Origin of the sequence: Nocardiopsis mwathae (assembly GCF_014201195.1) — a bacterium.
In the GTDB taxonomy this organism is placed as follows: Bacteria; Actinomycetota; Actinomycetes; order Streptosporangiales; family Streptosporangiaceae; genus Nocardiopsis_C; species Nocardiopsis_C mwathae.
Window position 1 is genome coordinate 735,094 of the sequence record NZ_JACHDS010000001.1, and the last position, 22,576, is coordinate 757,669.

At 73.2% G+C, this 22,576-nt stretch carries 6 protein-coding genes; all 6 read left to right on the forward strand.

Annotated elements, in window-relative coordinates; all coding sequences use genetic code 11:
• Positions 1-31 precede the first annotated feature (31 nt).
• The 6 genes from HNR23_RS02830 (at position 32) to HNR23_RS02855 (ending at position 22,528) form a co-directional block, all read left to right on the forward strand.
• On the forward strand, positions 32-4,687 hold the full coding sequence (locus tag HNR23_RS02830; protein WP_184073185.1) for a type I polyketide synthase: 4,656 nt from the start codon (positions 32-34) through the stop codon (positions 4,685-4,687).
• Positions 4,684-11,493: a non-ribosomal peptide synthetase gene (locus HNR23_RS02835; RefSeq protein ID WP_184073187.1), complete on the forward strand. Its 6,810-nt coding sequence runs from the start codon at positions 4,684-4,686 to the stop codon at positions 11,491-11,493. Before HNR23_RS02830 ends, HNR23_RS02835 begins: the two co-directional genes overlap by 4 nt.
• A 91-nt stretch (positions 11,494-11,584) precedes the next feature.
• On the forward strand, positions 11,585-14,965 hold the full coding sequence (locus HNR23_RS02840) for a non-ribosomal peptide synthetase (RefSeq protein WP_184073189.1): 3,381 nt from the start codon (positions 11,585-11,587) through the stop codon (positions 14,963-14,965).
• On the forward strand, positions 14,958-20,999 hold the full coding sequence (locus tag HNR23_RS02845; protein WP_184073191.1) for a type I polyketide synthase: 6,042 nt from the start codon (positions 14,958-14,960) through the stop codon (positions 20,997-20,999). Before HNR23_RS02840 ends, HNR23_RS02845 begins: the two co-directional genes overlap by 8 nt.
• 5 nt (positions 21,000-21,004) lie before the next feature.
• A complete protein-coding gene (locus tag HNR23_RS02850) occupies positions 21,005-21,754 on the forward strand; it encodes a thioesterase II family protein (protein ID WP_246421547.1) in 750 nt (249 codons plus the stop codon).
• A gap of 252 nt (positions 21,755-22,006) precedes the next feature.
• Positions 22,007-22,528: a methyltransferase gene (locus tag HNR23_RS02855; protein WP_221308008.1), complete on the forward strand. Its 522-nt coding sequence runs from the start codon at positions 22,007-22,009 to the stop codon at positions 22,526-22,528.
• Positions 22,529-22,576 lie beyond the last annotated feature (48 nt).

Here is a 22,576-nt window from a genome sequence, read left to right on the forward strand (position 1 = left end):
CCGAGCCCGTTCGACAGAATCGGAATGCCAGATGGACAAGGTGAAGGCTTTCATCCTCGAGCAGGTCGCGCAGCGGCGTATCGACAGACAGGAGGCCAAGGCGCTGCTGCAGGAAGTGGTGGCCGCGTCCTCGTCTCACGCCGAGATCGCCGTCATCGGGATGGCCGGCCGCTACGCCTCGGCCCCGGACGTCGACGCGTTCTGGGACCTGCTGTGGCGGGGCGAGAGCTGCGTGCGCGACTTCCCGGCCCCGCGCAAGGCGGACATGTACGAGATCCTGCAAAACCCGTACTACTCCGAGGTCATCCTCGGATCGATCGTGGACGAGGCCGACCTCGACCAGATCTATTCGAAGAGCGGCTACCTGGAGCGGATCGACGCCTTCGACGCGCGCTTCTTCGGCATTCCGCCGCTGGAGGCGGACTACATGGACCCGCACCAGCGGATCGGCCTGGAGGTCGCCTACGAGGCGATCGAGAACGCCGGGTACGGCGGCGACGGCGTCCGCGGCACGCGCACCGGGGTCTTCCTCGGCCGCGACCAGACGAACTACTCCTACTACCGGATGTTCTCCGAGCGCGACCCGATGCAGCTGTCCGGGTCGTGGGAGGGCCTGGTGGCCAGCCGGATCTCCTACGCCCTGGACCTCACCGGCCCGTGCCTGATGACCGATACCGCCTGCTCAGCGGGCGCGGTCTGCATCCACCAGGCGGTCCGGGCGTTGCAGAACGGCGAGTGCGACATGGCCATCGCGGGCGGGCTCAACCTCTCGCAGGTCGGCGAGGTGAAGGCCGCGTACATGTCCGGGGCGACGATGGACAGTGTCGAGTCCCGCGACTCGGCCGTGCGCACTTTTGACGCCCGGGCCGACGGGACCGTGTGGGGCGAGGGCGCCGGCATGGTCGTCCTCAAGCCGCTGGCGCGCGCCCTAGCCGACCGCGACCACGTCCGGGCGGTGATCAAGGGGTCGGCCATCAACAACGACGGCACGTCCAGGGGCATCACCTCCCCGCGGGCCGAACTCCAGGAGCGGGTGATCCTCGACGCCTGGGCCGCCTCGGGCGTCGACCCGGAGACCATCACCTACGTCGAGGCCCACGGCACCGGCACCGCGCTCGGCGACCCCATCGAGACCAAGGGCCTGTCGGACGCGTTCCGCCGGCACACGCCGCGCCGGCAGTTCTGCGGCATCGGCTCGTTGAAGACCTCCATGGGGCACATGGTGGGCGCCTCCGGCGTCGCCGCCGTCACCAAGGTGGTCAAGGCGCTCGAGACGGGTGTGCTGCCCCCGACGGCCAACTTCGAGGTCCCCAACCCCTACATCGACTTCCCGGAGAGCCCGCTCTACGTCCACGACCGGCTGGCGGACTGGGACGCCCCCGAGGGGAGCCCGCGGCGGGCCGCGGTCAGCTCGTTCGGCTTCGTCCGGACCAACTGCCACATGGTGCTGGAGGAGGCGCCCGCCTACCGCCCCGACGAACATCGCAGGCGGCGCTACTGCCTCACCGTCAGCGCCCGCACCGACGAGGCCCTGCGTGAGCTGCTGGACCGGTACTCCCGTACGCTCGCCGAGAGCCCATGGTCCCTGGCCGACATCTGCTACACCTCCAACGTCGGCCGGGCACACCACGAGCACCGGGTCGCGGTCGTCGCCGAGACCCGGGAGGGGCTCGCCGAGTCGCTGGACCGCCTCCGCTCCGGTGGCCTCGGAACCGACCGGGAGCGGGGCGTCCACTACGGGGTGCACACCGTCGTCAGCGAGAAGAAGGGCACCCTCGGCGCCACCGAGACCACCCGGCAGGCGCTGGAGCGCCTGTCGGCCGAGGCTGGCGCGTTCCTCGCCGACGCGCCCTCCGCCGACGGGGCCTGTGCGGACGAGGACGGGCTCGCCGGGCTGGCCGCGCTCTACGTCCGGGGCGCGCGGATCGACTTCGCCCGGTACCACCGGGGGGACGCCCGCAGGCGGGTGCCGCTGCCGACCTACCCCTTCACGCCGACCCGCCACTGGGCCCGGCCGCTGCGGACCCGGGTGCAGGGCTTCGAGAGCGCCCGCGAGCACCCGCTGCTCGGGGCCCGGGCCGGCCGGTCGGACACCGGCGCGGTGTTCGAGAACGTGCTGTCGGTCGAGGACCACTGGGTGCTGGCGGACCACCGGATCGACGGCAGGGCGGTGGTGCCGGGCACCGCCTACCTGGAGATGGCCCGGGCCGCCCATGCCGCCGTCGCCGGCGACGGTGCCGTGCGCTTCGCGGACGTGGTCTTCCGCGTCCCGCTCTCCGTCGACGACGGAGCCGGGGCGAGCGTGCGGACCCGGCTGGAGCGGTCGGGCGGGGACTACACGTTCGAGGTGGCCAGCAAGGACGGCGAGGAGTGGATCCCGCACGTCGAGGGCAGGGTAGGCGCGGCGCCCGCCGGGGACCGCCGGGACCCCGTCGACCTGCCGGCCGTGCAGGGCGCGGCGGACACGGTGGCCAACCCCGTCGCCTTCGAGGCCGAGACCGGCGTCTTCCGGTTCGGCCCGCGCTGGGACTCGGTGAGCGCGCAGTGGGACGGCGGGGACCGGACGCTGGCGCTGCTCGGGATGCGGCAGGGGACCGACGCCGAGGCGGCTGTCTACGGGCTGCACCCGGCGATGCTCGACAACGCGGTCAACGTCAGGTCGCAGGCCGAAGGCCAGACCTACCTGCCCTACATGTACAAGGACTTCGTCCTGCACGGGCCGGCGCCCGAGTCCTACTACTCGCTCGTCCAGACCGTCCGCGGCGCCCCCGGCGACGAGACCATGACCTTCGACATCGACCTGGCCGGCCCCGACGGCGCGGTCTTCGGGCGGATCACCGGCTACACCGTCAAGAGGGTCGACTGGACGCGCTTCAGCGTCACGGGCCCCCGCCGGTACGTCCGGGCCGGCTGGCAGGAGACCGCCCCGGCCGGGGAGCGGGCGGAGCCGGACGCGGTCTGGGGGGTCGTGGCGGCCGACACCGACGCCGGCCGCGACCTCGTCGCCGCCCTCACCGCGGCGGGCGCGCAAACCGTGCCGTGCCTCCTGGCCCCGGGCGCCCCCGGCGAGGACGACGTGCGGCAGGTGTGCACCCGGCTGCGCGCGGAGGGGGCCCAGGGCCTGCTCTTCGCCGCCGATGCCACCGCACCGACCGGCCTGGCCCACGCGGACCGCCGCGCCGGCGGCGTCGACACGCTGTTCACGCTCTACCAGGGGCTCCTCGCCCACCGGGTCAAGCTCCCGCTCGGGCTGCGGGTGCTCGGCAGCAACGCCTGGCGGGTGGCCGACGGCGACGCCGCCACCGACCCCTACGCGGCGGCCACCGCCGCACTGGCCGTGGTGATCGGCCAGGAGCACATGCCGGTCGGCGTCGTCGACGCGCCGCCCGGCACGGACGCGGACCTGCTGGCCCGCGAGTGCCTGGGCGCTCCGGGGACCCCGCCGCGGGCGGTCCGGGACGGCCGGGTCTACACCCGGCACCTGGAACGGGCCACTGCGGCCGAGGACAGGTCCGCCGAGAACCCCTACGCCGGGGGAACCTTTCTGATCACAGGCGGTGCGGGCGGACTGGGCCTGAGCATCGCCGAGGAGATGGGGGCGCAGGAGGCGGAACGGATCGTCCTGGTCGGCCGCTCGGCGCTCGACGAGGCGAAGGGCCGGAGCCTGGAGCGGATCGGCGCGGCCGAGTACGTGCGCTGCGACGTGTCCCGGGCCGAGGAGGTCCGGGACCTGGGCGAGCGCCTGAAGGCCGACGGAGTGCGCCTGACCGGCATCGTCCACGCGGCGGGCGTCGCCGGCGACGGCTTCCTGGGGTCGAAGCGGTGGGAGGACTACGACGCGGTCCTGGCCCCGAAGGTCGACGGCGGCGTCGCGCTGCTGGCCCTGGCCGCGGACCACCCCGACCCCTTCGTGGTCTTCTTCTCATCAATCACGTCGGTCGCCGGCGGGTTCGGCCAAGGGGACTACAGCGCCGCCAACGCGTTCATGGACTCCCTGGCTGCCGGCGCGCGGGCGGCGGGCGCGCGCGCCCTGTCGGTCCACTGGCCGACCTGGACCGGGGCGGGCATGGCCGTCGACCACGGGGTGGACGCGTACGACGCCCCGTTCCGGCCCGTGTCGGTCCGCGAGGGCCTGGCGTGGCTGGCCCACCTCCTGCGGAACCCCGCCGACGGCGCTGTCCCGGCCGACTTCAACCTGCCAGTGCTGCATCGCGAGTGGGACACGCTGCCTTTCACCGTCCCGGCCGAGGTGGCCGCGGCGGCGCGCAGCGCCGCGGAGGAGCAGCCGGAGCTCACGGAGGCGGGGGGCGAGGCCGTGCTGACCGGCCTGTCAGACCCGACCCCGACCCAGCGGCGGATCGCCGCCATCTACGGTGCGGTGCTCGGCCTCGCGGAGATCGACGCCCACACCGGGTTCCAGGACCTGGGCGGCAACTCGCTGATGACCGCGAACCTGCTGTCGAAGGTCGAGCAGGTCTACCCCGAGACGGTGGACGTCGCCGACCTGTTCTCCTACTCCACTGTCGTCGACCTCGCCGACCACATCGACGGCAGGCGTGGCGCGGACAGGGGCGGGGCCTCCGGGCCGGAGGACGGCGGGTCGTTGCGCGAGGCCCTGGACGAGCTCGGCGACACGGAGCTGATGTCGGTCTTCGGCGACATCGAGGACGGCGGGGAGCGGTGGTGACCGGAACGCGGGAGCAGACGCGTAAGGAGCTGCTGAAGTACCTGCTGACGCAGGTGCGCGAGGAGCACCTCGACGTCGAACGGGCCAAGGAGTTCATCCGGGCGGTCGAGCCCTCCCGGGCCGCCGACCGCCCGGAGGGCCCCGGCGGGGAGCCGATCGCCGTCGTGGGGATCGCCTGCCGGCTGCCCGGTGCGCCGGATAAGGAGCGCTTCTGGGACGGGCTCGTGGCGGGACGCGAGTCGATCGGCGACTTCCCCCCGGGCCGCATGGACGACCTGCGCCGGGTCCTGCCGGACCCCACCGGCCTCAGCCGGGGCGGGTTCCTGGACCGGATCGACCTGTTCGACCCGGAGTACTTCGGCATTCCCCCGCGGGCGGCCACGGAGCTTGACCCCTACCAGCGGCTGATGCTGGAGGTCCTCATCGAGACGGTCGAGGACGCGGGGTACGCCCGCCCCGACCTGGACGGAGCACCGGTGGGGATCTTCGTCGGCAACGACCACTCGCACCGGCTGAGCATGTCCTACCTGCCGTTCCTGTCCGAGGTAGACTTCGCGGCGTTCGCGGGGTCGTGGCCGGGCATCCTGGCCAGCCGAATCTCCTACCACCTGAACCTGCGCGGGCCGGCGACGGTCACGGACACGGGCTGTTCGTCGGGGCTGGTGGCGCTGGACTCGGCGATGAAGGCCATCCGCCAGGGCGACTGCGACAGCGCCCTGGTCGCCGGGATCAACCTCTTCCTCTCCCCGGGCAGCCTCGGCAGCGAGACCGAGTCCGGCGACCGGGTGCGGGCGTTCGACACCCGCGCCCGCGGCACGGTCTGGAGCGAGGCCGTGGTCGCCGTCCACGTCAAACCGCTGTCCCGGGCCACGGCCGACGGGGACCACGTCTACGGCGTCGTCCTCGGCAACGCGGTCAACAACGACGGCCGCAGCAACGGCATCACCGCCCCCAACGCCCGCGCCCAGAAGGAGGTGCTCGTCAAGGCGTGGAAGCGGGCCGGTATCCGGCCGGAAACGCTCTCCTACATCGAGGCGCACGGCACGGGGACAGCCCTGGGCGACCCCATTGAGGTCAAGGGCCTCACGGCCGCGTTCGGCGAGTTCACCGACCGCAGGCAGTTCTGTGCGCTGGGCTCGGTAAAGTCCAACATCGGGCACACGGTCGGGGCGGCGGGCCTGGTGTCGCTGGTCAAGACCCTCCTGTGCCTCGACCGCCGGACGCTCGCGCCGTCGCTGCACTTCGAGGTCCCCAACCCCTACCTCGACCTCGTCGACTCGCCGGTGTACGTGAGCGACCGGCTCGCCGAGTGGGACGCGGACGCGGGCCCCCGGCGGGCGGGCGTGAGCAGCTTCAGCCTCACCGGGACCAACACCCACGTGGTGCTCGAAGAGGCGCCGGAGGCGCCGCCGCGGCCGCGGGAACCGGAGGGGGCCCGCCTCTACCTGATCTCCGCGCGCAGCGAGCCCCTGCTGGCCCGGTCCGCCGCGCGGCAGCTGGAGGCCCTCGACCGGCACCCCGAGTACCGCCTCGACGACGTCTGCCGCACCATGCGCGGCGGCCGCGAGCACCAGCCGGTGCGGGCCGCCGTCCTGTGCGAGGACCGCGCCGGCCTGCGGGCCGGACTGGAGCGCCTGCTCCGCCCGCGCGCCGAGCAGGAGGAGCCGTTCGTCGGCGGGCGCACGGCCGTGCTGCGCACGCCCCCCGGGCCGGGCGGCGCCGATCTGCCCGAACGGTTCCGGGGCGCCCTGGACGAGGCGGCCGGCTACCTCGGCGGCGGCGCCCTATCCGCGGACGCCGCTCCGGGCGGACGCCGCGTCCCGCTGCCCCCGCAGCCCTTCGACCACGCCCGCTACTGGGACGAGACCGTGGCCCCGGCCGCGCCGTCCGGCGCCGGGGGACCGGCACCGGACACGGGCACGGACCCGCTCCGGGACCTGCTGGCGCGCTGGGCGGACGCCGGGGACGCCGGGGACGCCTCGGACACCGCGCCCACCGCCCGCACCGTCGTCGCGGCGGTGTGGTCGCAGGCCCTCGGCCACTCCGAGCTCACCGGGACCGACGACTTCTTCTCCCTGGGCGGGGACTCGGTGTCCTCGTTGAAGATCGTCCAGCGGCTGAACGCCGAATTCGATCTGGCCGTGCCGCCGCCGCTCCTGCTGAAGAGACCGGTGCTCGACGACTTCGCCGCCGCCGTCGCCGAGCTCGGGCTCGGCGAGGAGCGGATCCGTGCCCGCCTCGACCGCGCCCCCGAGGCCGCCGAGCGCGGCGCGGGCGGCGTCGGCGACGGGGCGCCCGCGGAGTACGAGCTCCCGCTCACCGCCGCCCAGCGCTCCATGTTCCACACCTCCGGCCGGTCGGCCGACTCGGTCGCCTACAACATCACCGGGCTGACGATCAGCGACGAGGCGGTCGACGCCGCCCGCCTGGAGACAGGCGTGCGCGAGCTGGCCCGCCGCCACGACGCCCTCCGGGCGACCTTCCATCTCGTCGACGGCGAACCGGTGCAGCGCATCCACGCCGACGTCGAGGCGGCGGTGGACCACCGCCGCCTCGACGCCCCCGGCCCCGGGCGGACCCACGAGGACCGGGCCCGGGAGGAGATGGCGGACTTCGTCCGGCCGTTCCGGCTTGACGAGGGGCCCCTCTTCCGCATCGGGTGCTTCGCCTTCGACGACGGCGTGACCGCCGTGGCGATCGACTTCCACCACATCGTCACCGACGGCACGTCGATGGGGATCCTCTTCCGCGACCTCGCGGCGATCATGGACGGCGACCAGTCGCCCGCCCCCGACCGCGACTACCGGTCGGCGATGGCCGGCCTGCTGGAGCACGAGCGCTCCCCGCAGGTCCTGCGCGCCCGCGACTACTGGCGGGACCGGTTCGCCGATGGCGTCCCGTCGCTGGACCTGGCCACCGACCGCAAGCGCACCGACGCCGCCTCCGGCGCGGGCGCGACCCTGTTCACCGAGGTGGACGCCGCGACGCTGAAGCAGGTCAAGGCCTACGCGCGGGCTCGCCGCCTGACGCCCTTTATGGTCCTGCTCGGCGTCTACCAGCAGCTGCTGAGCCGGCTCAGCGGGCAGCGCGACGTCGTCGTCGGCACGCCCGTCCACGGGCGGCCGGACGCCGGCTACGCCGACGTCGTCGGCATGTTCGTGAACACGCTGCCGCTGCTGGCCTCCGTCGACCCCGGGAGCGGCGTCGGCCGGTTCTTCGAGGGCCTGCGCTCCACCGTGCTGGAGGCCTTCGAGCACCAGGACTGCCCCCTGGAGACCGTGGTCGAGGACGTGCGCCCCCGGCGCGAACCCGGGCGCGGGCCGCTGTTCGACACCTGCTTCGTGTACCAGAACACCGACATAGGTCTGGAGCACGACGGGGACCGGGTGGTGACGTTCGACGACGGCAGCGCCAAGTACGACATCACGCTCAGCGCCCGCGAGTCCGGCGGACGGTTGCTGATGGAGTGGGAGTACTCCACCGCGCTGTTCGAGGAGGACACGCTGCGGCTTTACGCCGACCGCTACGCGGTGCTGCTGCGCTCGGTCCTCGCGGCGGACGACGCCGACGCGGTCGGGGACCTGCGCCTGATGCCCGACCGGGAAGCCGCGCTGATCCGGGGCTTCGCTGCGACACCGGCCCCGCCGCCGGAGGACTGCGGGGTCGACCGGCTTTTCGAGCGGCAGGCCGCCGCCTCGGACCGCACGGCCCTGATCACCGACGGCGGGCGGGTCTCCTACGGCGAGCTCAACACGCGGGCCAACCGCCTGGCGCACCACCTTATCCGGCAGGGGACCGAGCCCGGCTCCCCGGTCGCGGTCCTCGCCGACCGCACGGCGGAGATGGTGGTCGCCGTCCTCGGCGTGCTGAAGGCAGGGTGTCACTACGTCCCCCTCAGCACCGGGTTCCCCCGCGAACGCCTCCGGCTGATGCTGGAGGACTCGGGGGCGCGGACCGTCGTGGTGACGGCCGGCCAGGCCGAGCAGGCCCGCGGGTTCGCCGACGACGGGGTCCGGATCGTGGAACCGGAGGCCGTCGCGTCCGCGGCCGCCGACGGGGACGGCACCGACCCGGGCCTGCCGAGCCGGGGCGCGGACCCGGTCTACCTCATGTACACCTCCGGCACCACCGGCGTGCCCAAGGGCACGGTGGTCCGCCACGAGAGCGTGCTGCGTGTGGTGCGCCGGCCGGTGTTCTACCCAGCCGGCCCCGACGACGTGTTCCTGCTGATGTCGGACTACTCCTTCGACGGGTCGGTCTACGACATGTTCGCCGCGCTCACTAACGGCGCCGCGCTCGTGCTCCTGGACCGGGAGGAGGTGATGGACCTCGACCGGCTCGGCACGGCGATCGAATGCCACGGCGTCACCAGCTTCTTCATCACCGCCGCCATGTTCCACACCCTGATCGACGGCGTCCCCGAGCGCCTGGGCAGCATCCGTAGGCTGATCTTCGGGGGAGAGGCGGCCTCGCCCGCCCACGTGGAGCGGGCGTTCCGCCTCCTCGGACCGGGCCGGATCGCCAACGGCTACGGGCCTACGGAGTCCACGGTCTTCGCCGCCGTGCACGTCTTCGACTCCTACGACGGGCGCGAGGCCGTCCCCATCGGACGGCCGATCAACGACACCTCGCTGTACGTCCTCGACGAGGACCTGCGGATGCGGCCGATCGGCGTCCCCGGGGAGCTCTGCATCGGCGGCGCCGGGCTGGCCGACGGCTACCTGAACCGGCCCGAGCTGACGGCCGAGCGGTTCGTGGAGTCGCCCGACGTCCCCGGCGAGCGGCTGTACCGGACCGGTGACCTGGTCACCCTGCGCAGCGACGGGCTGTTCTTCTACACCGGCCGCATCGACCAGCAGGTCAAGCTCCGGGGCTACCGCATCGAGACCGCCGAGATCGTGCACGCCGCCGTCGGCGAGCCGGACGTGCGGTGGGCCCACGCCGCGGTCCACGAGACGGGGGAGGGCAACCGGGGCCTGTGCCTGTGGGTTTGCTACGAGGACGGCGCCGAACCCGACGAGGCGCGCCTGCGCGGCGCCCTGAGCCAGCGGCTGCCCGGCTACATGGTTCCCTCGTTCATCGTCCCGGTCGACGGGGAGGTCCGGCTCACCGACAACGGGAAGCTGGACGTGGCGGCCCTGCCCGCCCCGGAGGCGGGGGCGTCAGCGTCGGCCGTCCCGCCGCGCACCGGCGCCGAGCGGCGGATCGCCGCGGCGTGGTCGCGTGCACTGGGCACCGAGGTGGCCGACATCGACGCGAATTTCTTCGCCCTCGGCGGGGATTCGATCACGGCCATCCGGATCGCGGCCGCGCTCAAGGCCGACGGCCTGGAGATCCAGGTCCCCGACCTGATCGACGCCCCGACCGTGCGGATGCTCGCCGAACGGGCGCCCGCCGACCGGGGGGCGGCCGACCCGGGCGGTCAAGAGCCCCACTACGGGGAGCCGGTGACGGGTCCGCTGGTGCCCAGCCCCGTCCAGCAGGCGTTCATGGACGAGGCCGAGGACCGTGACCGGGTGTTCACCCAGTGCCTGCTGCTCACCGCCGACCGCCCGCTTCCTGGCGGGGACCTGGTGGAGGCGGTGGAACGGCTGGTCCGCCTGCACGACGCGCTGCGCGTGCGGATCGACGGCGACGGGCTGGTGCTGTGCGGCCCCGACGAGGAGCGCCTGGTCCACGCCGAGGCCGCGCCCCCCGGCCTGGCCGGGGACGACCTCACCGACTACCTCGCGGCGCTGCAGCGGCGGGTGGATGTGCACAACGGCCCCGCCGTCGCGCTGGCGACGGGGCTCGGCGAGCGGGGCGAGCGGTGCGCCCTGGCCGCCCACCACCTGGCCGTGGACGTGGTCTCGTGGGGGATCCTGGTCGAGGACCTGCTGGCCTGCCTCGCCGACCCGTCCGCTCCGCCGGCCCCCGCGTCCCTGCCGTTCCCGGCGTGGACCGCGGAACTGGCGGAGCGCGCACGCGAGGGCGGCTTCCGCGGGGAGCTGCCGTACTGGACCGGACTGGCCCGGCAGGCCGCGGCGGCGGGGCGGCTGTTCGACGAGGACGACGTCCGGCGCGCGGACACTGTCGCCCAGGTGCTCCGGTTCCCGGCCGCCGAGGTCGCGGAGGTGTTCGACGCGGCCCGGACGGCCCACGGAGCCGACGCCGGGCAGACCGTCCTCGCCGTCGTCGCGCGCGCCCTGGGCGCCTGGCGGGACCGCGACCGGATCCTGGTCACCCTCGAAGGGCACGGACGGGACGCGCTCGCCGAGCCGCGCGACCTGACCCGGACCGTGGGCTGGTTCACCGCCGTCCACCCCCACCTCGTGCGGGTCGGGGGCGGGGCCGCGGACACCCTGCACGCCGTCCGGCGCTCGTTCGACCGGCTGCCCGGAAAGGGGGTCGGATACGGGCCGCTGTGCCGGTTCGACCCGGACCTGGGCCGGGAGCGGGAGGCGCTCACCGGGATCCGCCCCCAGGTCGCCGTCAACTACCTCGGCGAACAGGGGGGACGGACCGAGGGGATCGAGGTGGCCCACCTGCCGGCCGAGGTCACCGTCGACGCGAACCTGCGCTCGCCGTACATCCTCGACATCGTCGCCTGGCGCAGCGACGGCGACCTGATGGTCGAACTGCGCCACCCGGCGGCCTGGCGCGACGGCGGCGACGACCGGGCCCTGGCCGACGCCGTCAGGGAAGCGTTCGCCGCGTGCCGCCGCGCGGTCGCCGAACGGGACCGGCCGGCCGTCCGCACCTCGTCCTCGGTCCGGCCGGGCGTGCTGGACGACATCCTCGCCGCCTTCGAGGGCGGGGACCGATGACGGACCCCGCCGGACCCCGCCAGAGCACGGCGCCGCCCCCGCCGGAGCCCGCGCCCCAGCCGCCCCCCGGCGCACAGAGAGAGCTCAGTTCATGATTGAAAAAGCCAACATCGAGTCGGTCTCCGGCCTCGCCGCGATGCAGAAGGGCATGTTCTTCAGCTACGCGCTCGACACCGGTTCCGAGGCGTACGTGGAGCAGTTCGACTTCGCCGGTACCGGAGCCATAGACGCCGGCCTGCTGCGCTCGGCGCTCGCGGCCACGTCGCGCCACTACAGCGCACTGCGCACGGTCTTCTCCTTCGAGCGGACCGACGACCCCTACCAGCTGGTCCTCAAGGAGTGGCCGCCCCAGATCCGGGAGGTGGACCACCGTGACAGGGACGACGCCGAACAGGCGGTCGAGGAGTTCAAGGCCGCCGACCGCGCCGCGGGCTTCGACCTCGGCCGGGACGTGCTGCTGCGGGCGGCGCTGCTGCGCACCGGCGACGACCGCTGGCACCTGGTCGTCACTTTCCACCACATCATCCTGGACGGCTGGTCGCTGGCGCCGCTCTTCCAGACCTGGTTCGGCTACTACGACGAGCTGGCCCGCACCGGTGCGCTCACGCAGCGGTACGAGGCCCGCCCGTACGCCGACTACATCGCCTGGTACGAGGACCGGCACGACGAGGACGAGGCGCGGCGGTTCTGGACGGAGGCGCTGGAGGGCTACGAGCGCCCGGCCGGGCTGCCCCGGGACCGGCGCGGCGCCCTATCCGCGGCCTCCGGCGCGAGCGGCGCGACCGGGGGGACCGCGGACCATGTCGACGCGGCCCACCGGTTCGAGCTGCCGCAGGACCTGCACGACGGGCTGACGGACCTCGCGCGGCGGCTCGCGGTGACGCCCAACAGCGTCTTCCAGACGGTGTGGGGCGTGGTCCTGCAGAAATTCACCTACTCCGACGACGTCGTCTTCGGCAGCGTGGTCTCCGGACGCAACGCCGGCATGGACGGCATCGAGGACATGCTCGGCCTGTTCACCAACACCCAGCCGGTGCGCGTGACGGCCGGGGAGGACACCGGCTTCGCCGGCCTGTGCCGCGCGGTGCACGCGGCCTCGCTGCGGGCCGGCCGCTACGAGCACTTCCCGCTGTACGAGGTGCAGAGCCTGTCCCCCCTGCGCAACGCACTGCTGAACCACGTGGTCGCCTTCGAGAACTACCCGCTATCGGAGCAGTTGCGGGACTTCGGCGCGGGCGGGGGCGGCGCGCAGGGCGCCGAGGACGGTCCCCGCTTCCTCGGCGTCGACGTCTTCGAGCGGACCAGCTACGACTTCACCGTCGTGGTCACCCCCGGCCCGCGCCTGGGGATCGCCTTCCTCTACAACGCCGCCGTCCACTCGGACGGCCTCATGGAGACGCTGGAGCGGTGCCTGACGGCCGTCCTGGCCGAGGCGGTCAAGGAGCCGGACGTCCGGGTCAGGGACATTGCGCTGTGGGAGCCGGACCCGCACACCGCGCCGCCCGTGTCGGCCGTCCCCGAGCCTTCCGAGGCCCCTGCGCCCGCCGAGGTGCCCCCGATCCCCCTCGACGCGTCCCTGACGGAGGTCTTCGCCGACGTGGTCCGGCGCAGCCCCGACCGGACCGCGATGGTCTGGCGGGGCACCGCGTACACCTATCGGGGCCTGGACCTGTGGTCGGACGCCCTCGCCCGCGACCTCGCCGGGCGCGGCGCCGGCCCGGGGACCGGGATCGGGGTCCTGGCCGACCGCCGCCCCGAACTGGTGGCCGCCCTGCTGGCGATCCTCAAAGCCGGGAGCCACTACGTACCGGTCGACACCAAGGACGCGCCGGCGCGCATCGAGGCGGTCCTGGCCGACGCCGGGGTGCGCCACCTGTGCACCGTCGCCGGGTTCGCCGACCGGGTCCCCGCGTCGGTGGAGACGGTCCTGGTCGAGGAGCCCGCCCCGGACACCGCCCCAGACGCGGCCCCCGGCGCCGCGGCGCCGGTGCGGCCGAGCGGCGGCGGGGACCACGCCTACCTCATGTACACCTCCGGGTCGACGGGGACGCCCAAGGGCTGCTACATCACCCACCGCAACGTGCTGCGGCTCTTCGCCGACCAGGAGTTCGTGGACTTCCGCGAGGAACAGGTCGCCCTGTTCGTCAACTCGCCCGCCTTCGACGGGAGCACCCTGGAGGTGTGGGGGGCGCTGCTGACGGGAGGCACGCTCGTCCTCCCCGACGAGGAGGTGGACCTGCTCGACGCGGACCGCTTCCGCGACACGGTCCTGCGGCACAGGGTCCGCAACGTCACCATCCCCACGGTCCTGTTCAACCAGCACTGCGACCACGACCCCGGGGTCTTCGCGCCGCTGCGGTACCTGTGCATCGTGGGCAGCGCCCTGTCGGTCCGGCACGTCGCGGCGGTAGCCCAGGCCTGCCCGGACGTGAAGCTGGTCAACGGCTACGGGCCGACGGAGAACACGGTCTTCTCCACGACGCACACCATCCGCCCCCGGGACCTGGAGGGGGACCGCGTCCCCATAGGCACGGCCATCGGCCACTCGACCGCCTACGTCCTGGACAGAGGCCTCAACCCCCTGCCGCCGGGGGCGGTCGGGGAGCTGTGCGTCGGCGGGGAGGGGGTGTCCGCCGGCTACCGAGACCGCCCCGAGCTCGACCGCGACCGGTTCGTCGTTGCCCCGCGGATCCCCGGCGAGCGCCTCTACCGCACCGGGGACCTGGTCCGCGGGCTGCCGGACGGCGCCCTGGACTGCCTCGGCCGCATGGACGACCAGGTCAAGGTCGGCGGTTTCCGGGTCGAACTGGGCGAGGTGGAGAACGCCCTGCGCGCGGTCGAGGGCGTGGAGGACGCCGTGGTGATCGCCGTCGAGCGCGAGCGCGGCACGCAGCTCGCCGGGTACTACGTGGCCGGAGGGGAACCGGCCCCGAACCGCGTGCGGCGGGAGCTGGGCGCGGCCCTCGCCGCCTACATGGTCCCCGCGACGCTGGTGCGGATCGACGCCGTCCCGCTCAACCGCAACGGGAAGGTCGACAAGGAGGAACTGGCGCGGATCCGCGCCAGCGCCGAGAGCGACCGGCCCCGCCGGGAACGGGGGCCGGCCCCCGACATGGAGCGGACCCTACACGAGACCTTCGCCGACGTCCTGGAGACCGACCCGGACTCCCTCGACGTCGAGCGCAACCTCTTCGACCTGGGCGTGACCTCGCTGACCCTCGTCGCGGTCAGGAACCGCCTGCGCACGAAGCTGGACCGCGACCTGCCGCTGACCCTGTTCTTCGAGTTCACCTCGATCGCGGCGCTGGCCGCGCACCTCGACGCGCCCGCCGGCGCGCTGGCGCCGGCGCGCCGACCGGACCCGGAAGAGCCGGACCGGGCGGACGATGGCGCACAGGAGCAGGCGGTCCGGACGCGGATGCTGATGACCCGGATGATGGACGACAACGAAGGGGGCGTCGACAATGGCTGACGCGACCGGGCCTGACCACGCCTACACCGGACTCGAAGTCGCCGTCATCGGCATGGCCGGCCGCTTCCCGGCGGCCGCATCGGTCGACGACCTGTGGGCCAATCTGCTCGACGGCGTCGAGGGTATCTCCCGGCTCGGCGACGACGAGCTGAGGGAGATGGGGGTCTCCCCGCGAGCGCTGGCGGAGGAGACCTATGTCCGGGCGAAGGGCGTCTTCCCCGGCATCGAGTTCTTCGACTCCGGGTTCTTCGACTACACGCCCGCCGACGCTGCCGTGCTCGACCCGCAGGTGCGCGCCCTGCACGAGGAGGTCTACCACGCCCTGGAGGACGCCGGTTACTCCGCGGACGGGCGCCGGGAGGCCATCGGCCTGTTCCTGGGCGCGACCAACAACATGCCCTGGGAGGTGGACACCCAGCGCCGGTTCAACGAGGACGCCGGGTCGGCCTTCTCCGGAATGCAGCTCAACGACAAGGACTTCGCCGCCACCCGCATCGCCCATTCCCTTGGCTTGAAGGGGCCCGCCCTCACTCTGCACTCCGCCTGCTCCAGCTCGCTCGTGGCCATCGACGCAGCCTGCCGCAACGTGTGGACCGGCTCGTGCCAGGTCGCGCTGGCCGGAGGCAGCGGGCTGACCCTGCCCCACAAGAACGGCTACCGGTACCGGCCGAACATGGTGCACTCCCCGGACGGGCACTGCCGGGCGTTCGACGCGGCGGCCGAGGGCACCGTCGAGGGCAATGGCGCCGGCGTCGTCGCCCTCAAGCCGCTGGAGGCGGCCCTGCGCGACGGCGACCGGATCTACGCGGTGATCAAGGGCTCGGCGGTCAACAACGACGGCACCCGCAAGGTCGGCTACACCGCGCCCAGCATCGAGGGGCAGGCTGAGGTCATCCGCAAGGCCCACCGCGTTGCCGGGGTCAGGCCGGCCGACATCTCCTACGTGGAGGCCCACGGCACCGGCACCGCCCTCGGCGACCCGGTGGAGATCGAGGCCCTGGCCAAGGCGTTCGGCCCGGGCGAGCCGGACTCGTGCGGCGTCGGGTCGCTGAAGGCGAGTATCGGGCACCTCGACACCGCCGCCGGGGTCGCCTCGTTCATCAAGGCCTGCAAGACGCTCGAGGAGCGCACCATCCCGCAGAGCCTGCACTTCGAGACGCCCAACCCGGGCATCAGGCTCGACGGCACCCCGTTCTACATCGCCGGCAAGCAGCGGGAGATGCGGCGCAAGCGGTCGGCCTCGGGCGGGGAGATCCCTCTGCGGGCGGGGGTCAGCGCCTTCGGCATCGGCGGGACCAACGCCCACCTGGTGCTCGAAGAGGCCCCGCCGCCCGACCTCCCGGCCCCCGACGGCCGCGCCCACAACACGTTCGTGCTCTCGGCCGCCTCCGCGGAGGCGATCGCGCGGATGAAGCGGGACTTTGCCGACCACCTGGCCGCGCACCCGAACACCGACGGCGCCGACCTGGCCTGGACCCTGCAGAGCCGCCAGCGCGACCTGCCCTACCGCTACGCCGTCGGCTTCCGAGACGCTGGGCAGCTGCGGGAGCGGCTGGAGGAGTCGCTGGAGGCCGGCGACGAGCCCGCGCACCTGCCCAGGAACGGGCGGCGCGACGTCCACCTGCTGTTCAGTGGGGCGGGCTCGCAGCACCTGCGCATGGGCCGCGGCCTCTACGAGACTGAGGGCGCCTTCCGGGCCCGGGTGGACGAGTGCCTGGCCGTCACCGACGCGTTCGACGAGCCCGTCGTGCGCGAGGTCTTCTTCGGCGAGACGGTGGCACAGGAGAAGCAGCTGAACAACATCGCCGTCAGCCCCGTGCTGCTGTTCATCGTCGACTACGCGATGGCCCGCACGCTCCTCGACTGGGGCGTGCGGCCGCGCGGAATGATCGGGCACAGCACCGGCGAGCTGGCGGCCGCCTGCGTGGCCGGGGTGTTCTCGCTCGAGGACGGCATCCGGCTGATGCTGGCCAGGGGGGCGCTGATCGCGTCCACCCCCGAGGGGGCCGTGACGTCGGTCAAGGCCTCCGAGGACACGATCCGGCCGATGCTGACCGAGGAGCTGTCCATCGCGGCGGTGAACGCGCCGGAGGACTGCACCGTCAGCGGCACCGCCGCGGCCGTAGCCGCGTTCGAGCGGAAGTGCACCGAACAGGGGATCACCTTCACCCACGTCGAGGCCGAGCACGCCTACCACTCGCAGTACATGGAGCCGATCCTGGACCGGTACCGGGAGATCGCCGAGTCGGTGGCCTTCTCGCCGCCTGAGATCCCCTATGTCTCCAACGTGACGGGCACGTGGGTGACGCCGGAGCAGGCCACCGACCCCGGCTACTACTGCGAGCACATCCGGCGCACGGTCCTGTTCAAGGCCGGCGTGGAAACCGTAATGGAGCGGGGCGACGTCCTGTTCGTCGAGGTCGGGCCCGGCAAGTCGCTGTCGTCCTTCGTCCGCGGCACCGCCCGGGGCACCCGCACGACCGCGATCAACATGCTGCGCCACCCGCTGGAGGAGGTCGCCGATGGCGAGCACCTCGCCACGGCGGTTAAGAAGCTGTGGGAGGCGGGCGTCGCCCTGGACTGGACGGCGTTCCACCGGGGCCGCGCGCCGCGCAAGGTCAGGACCCCGCTCTATGCCTTCGACCGCACCGAGTACCCGGTCGACATCACCGAGTTCCAGCGGCTCATGTCCGCCGAGGAGGGGCGGCCGCGCCCGGTGGCCGCGCGGCGCCCGGCAGCGTCCGGCCCCGCCGCGGCTCCGCCGCAGGCGCTGCAGCCGACCTGGTCGCGGGCGCTCCTCCCGGACTCGGGCGGGAGTGGCCGGGGCCGGGCGCTCCTGGTGTTCTCCGACGACCCGCCGCGGATCCGGCGCACCATGGACGAGGTGGCCTACTGGACGCCGATCCCCGTCGGCTTCGGCGGGGAGTACCGCTTCGACGGGCCCTCCGGCGCGCAGATCCGCCGGGGCAGCGAGGGCGATCTCCGCAGGCTGGTCGCGGACCTGGAGGAGCATGCCCTGGTCGGCGACACCGTCGTCGTCCACCACCGGCCGGGCGCGGCCGCGTCGGCGCTGATACGGCAGCTGTGCGCGGCCGTGTCCGGGATGCGGGGCGCGCCCGTGCGCGACCTGGTGGTCCTGGAGCCCGCCGCCGGCGACGACCCGGGGGCGCGGGCCCGGCTCCTCCCGGAGGTGATCGGCTTGAATCGGGAGTACCCGCGACTGCGGGTCCGGCTGCTGGGATGCGACACCCCGCTGGCCGCCCGGCAGGGCCCACGGGACTGGAGCCGGGCCCTGCGCAGGGAGCTGGAGGCCGAGGTGGACGACGCCCTCGCCGTCCGGTACCGGGACGGGGGCCGGTACGTCCCCGCCATGGTGCCGCTGCCCGGCCGGCGCGGGCCGGCCGCCCCCGGCGGGCGGACGGCGGTCGTGTGCCCGGCCGACGCGGTCGGGGACGTGCTCGCCGCCGCCGGCCCTGACCGCGCCGTCGACGTGCTGCCCTTCGCCCCCGGGGCGGAGGCGGACGGCCCGACGCCGGCCGGTGAGCACCGGCAGGGGCGGGCCGCCGTCGGGGCGCCCGTGCGGGGGCGCACGGGCGAGGACGTCGTGACGGGGCTGCTCTCCCGGCTCCGCGGCCTGACGGGGACCGACCGCCTCGTGCTCTGGGACACGTCCCTGCAGGACGCCGCCGCCGACGACGCCGACGCCGACGGCCCCGAGCCGCCGGCCCCGCGGACGCTGCTGCGCGGCCTGCGCGACGCCGGGAGCGAACTGGGGGTCCCGTTCGGCGTGGTGTCCCGCCTCGACCTCGACCGGTTCGCGTGGAACGCCGATATCACCGCCGCCTTCGCCGCGAACACGGAGGCCGACGCCGAGTCCGGGGACGTGCGGCTGTACGCGTTCGGGCCGCTCGACGCGGACCCGCCGGTGCTGGACCTGCTGCACGGGATGGGCGAGTCCGGGGTGCGGACGGGCCACCACGGGACAGACCTGCTGGAGGCGGTAGCGGCGGGCAAGGAGGTCGGGGCCTCTGAGGAGTCCGGCGTGGTCGACAAGCGGAGCGCCGTCGCCGCCGTGATTGAGCGCGAGATGGCCGGACTGCTCGGTGTGGACGGTATCGACGTGCGCGCCGACCTGTTCGACGTCGGGCTCGACTCACTGAAGCTCATCCAGTTCACCAGCGCCCTGGAGCGGCACGGCTACACGGTCCTGGCCAGCGATGTGCACAGCCACCCGACCGTCGCCGAGCTGGCCGGCCTGCTCGCCCGGTCGGGCAAGCAGGTCAACCAGGAGTGCGACTCGCTGGAGAGCGCGGCGGCACTGCTCGGGGAGCGCTTGGACACCCGGTGCGCGCTGCACGGGATCACCGCCGGAGCCGACGAGGAGGAGTGGGTCGTCCTCTTCGTCGACGGCCTCCGCGAGGAGGACCGGACCTCGGTGGTCAGGCGGATCAACGAGCTGCGGCTGCCGCAGGCCTTCACCCCGCACTACATCCTGCCCGGATCGGCCGAGGAGCGGTTCCTGGCCGGACGGGACTTCGCCACCCTGGAGCTCGGGGCAGACCCGACCTCCCAAGGGGGCGGGGCGGACCGGCTGTTCGCCGAGATCGACCGGCGCCAGGAGGACATGCGGCGCTCCATCCTGTCCCGGCCGGTGCGCTGGTCATATCCGATCAGCGGGACCCAGAAGCATTACTTCTCGCGCGGGGCGCGCCCGCAGCTGTACCTGGTGCAGTTCCGCGAGCTGATCGACGCCGACATGCTGGAGCGCGCGCTGGGCGACGTCGTCGGACGCCACGGCCTCATGCGCAGCGTCCTGGTCCGGTCCCTGGGCCAGTGGCGGTGGAAGGAGCACGAGCCCCCGACGGCGTTCGTGCTGCCCCGGATCGACCTCTCGCCGCTGCCGCTGCCGCGCCAGGAGGAGGTGCGGGCGGAGCTGGTCAAGCGGGAGTGGAACGTCGACCTTAAGACCGACACCATCATGTACCAGGCGGTCCTGGTCAAGTACAACGAGCGCAGCTACGACCTGGTCTGCCAGTTCGACCACTCGATCTTCGACGGTGCCTCGGGCCAGGCCTTCCGCAGCGACCTGCTGAAGCGCTACCAGGAGCTGGCGGAGGGGACCGCCAAGGCGCTGCCCCGCGCCCGCAACTTCCGGCACCTGAAGGAGCAGACGGGCAAGGGGCCGGTGGGCATCGGCGCCGACGAGATCATCGAGAAGTTCGACCTGGACGCGTGGGGGCGGTACGGCAAGGAGATCATCGCGGCGTCGAAGCGCCGGGGCACCGGCCGGATGTGCGATGTCCGCTACACGGTCGACCTGCGGAGCCTGCAGAGCGGCGACGATCAGGAGGTCGACCCGTTCTCCCTGGTCCTGTACCTGTACGCGCGCCTGGTGGCCCGCCTGCTCGGCGTCGACAAGGTCGCGCTCGACCTGGTCTTCAACTCCCGCGTGTACGAGGACGTGGACTACTCCGGGGTGATGGGGATGGTGGCCGACGTCCTGCCCGTGGTGGTCTCCGGGGAGCAGGGGGTGCGCGACGACCTGGAGGTCCTCATCCAGCAGAAGCTCCAGATGATGAACAGGTACAACGTCAACTTCTCGGACCTGGTCACGGGGCCGCTGACGGCGCTGAAGTACGGGAAGGTGCTCCAGACGACAAAGGCGGCCCGGGGGGCGGGGTTCCGGCCCTCCTGCATGGTCAACTTCGCCGGCAACACCGAGGCCGAGTACGACGCCATCTGGGACATGACCCTCGAACTGCTCACCGAGAACCAGGAGACGCTCGACTACGCCGACTGCTACTGCGTGTCCAAGGTCAGCGGGTCCCGGCAGGACATCGTGATCCTGACGACCTGGGTCGAGGACTCCGCCGAAGTGGTCTCCATCCTTGACGAGGAGGTCGCCTACCTGGCGCGGCAGGCCGCCGGTACCGGGGGCGCGGACTCCGAGGGCGCCGCTCCCGAGAACGCGGCCCCGGACGCGAATGCAGACGCGAACGCGGACATGAAAATCGACTCTGAAAGCCTCCGGTGATCCCTTTGGACAGCATCGCATTGGTCTGCTTCCCGCACGCGGGCGCGGGAAGGCTCTACTACAGCCCGTGGCGGAACGCGTTCAGCGGAATCGCGGACCTGCACGTCGCCCAATACCCCCTGCGCGAGCACCGGATGCACGTCCCGATGCCCGCGTCGGTCGGCGAGCTCGCCGAGGAGATCTTCGCCGAGTTCGAGGAGGTGTTCCGGGGGCAGTTCGCGGTCTGGGGCCACAGCATGGGCAGCGTGATCGGCTATGAGGTGGCCAAACTCTGCCAGGAGCGGTTGGGCAATCCGCCGCTGACGTTCTTCAGCTCCGGTTCCGCGGCGCCCTGCCGGGCCCGGTTCACCCGGGTCGGCGACCTGGACACGCCCGAGGGGTTCCGGGACGTCCTGCTGACCTACGGGGGAGTCGCTCAGCAGTACCTGCAGGACGCGGACTATATGAACTACTTCGCCCCGGTCATCGAGGCGGACCTGCGCCTGCTGGGGTCCTACCGGGACGATGCGCGCCTTCCGCTCCGGTGCCCGGTCGTGCTGATGCTGGGGCGCGGCGACACGGTGACCGCCGACCAGTGGGACTCCTACACCGAGCACGCCCTCGACGTCCACGAATACGAGGGCGGGCACTTCTTCCTGGACCGGCACCGTGCGTCGATGGCGTCGCTGATGGAGGCGAAACTCCAATTGGCCTGGCAGCTCAGGGGAGAGAACGGTCGCAGCCGTGCCGGCTCGCCCGGGGCAGACTCCCGCTGAGCGGCCGGCCGCAGGAACGGGAAGGAGAGAAAGTGGAGAACGCTCTCGCGGTCGAAGTGGGCGAGTGGCTGCTGTCGCGGACGGGGGGACCGGACGGCGCGCGGTCGTCCACGACGCTGATGGGGATGCGCTGGGACGTGCTGCCCGGCGTCTGGAAGCCCAATCCGGGAACCCGCCTGTTCACCCTCCTGGCTGCCCCTCGCCGACGGGCTCCGCTTCCTGGAGATCGGGTGCGCCGCTGGCGTCACTTGCGTGGCGGCCGCCCGGAGCGGGTGCGCGCGGGTGGTGGGGCTGGACGTGGTGCCCGCAGCGATCGAGAACACCAGGCGCAACGCGGCCCGGCACGGGGTGGCGGGCCGCGTCGAGGCGCTGACCAGCGACCTGTTCGCCGAACTGGAGGAGGGAGACGAGTTCGACCTCATCTGCTCGAACCCCCCGCTGGTCAGGGCGCCTGATTCGCGCCAGTGGGCCACGCAGGTCGAGCGGTCGGTCTTCGACCCCGGATTCGCGCTGCACCGGCGCTTCTTCGAGCAGGTACGGCCGCATCTGGCCGACGGGGGGCGGATCTACATGCTGACCAGCCGGACGCTGGGCGACCCGGAGGGGCTGCGGAGCCTGGAGGCCGCCGCGGGCTTCACCGACCGGGTCCACCGCTCCGAGGCGGTCGGGATCCCCGCGGCGGCCATGGGGTCCCCACCGGCCGCCGTCGCCGCCGCCGACGAGCAGGGCATCGTCCACGTGGACTTCGCCATGTTCGAGTTCCGGCGGGACTGACGCGCGCCCGGGGAGAGCGAGCAGGGGCTTTCGGTGGATCACGGCCGT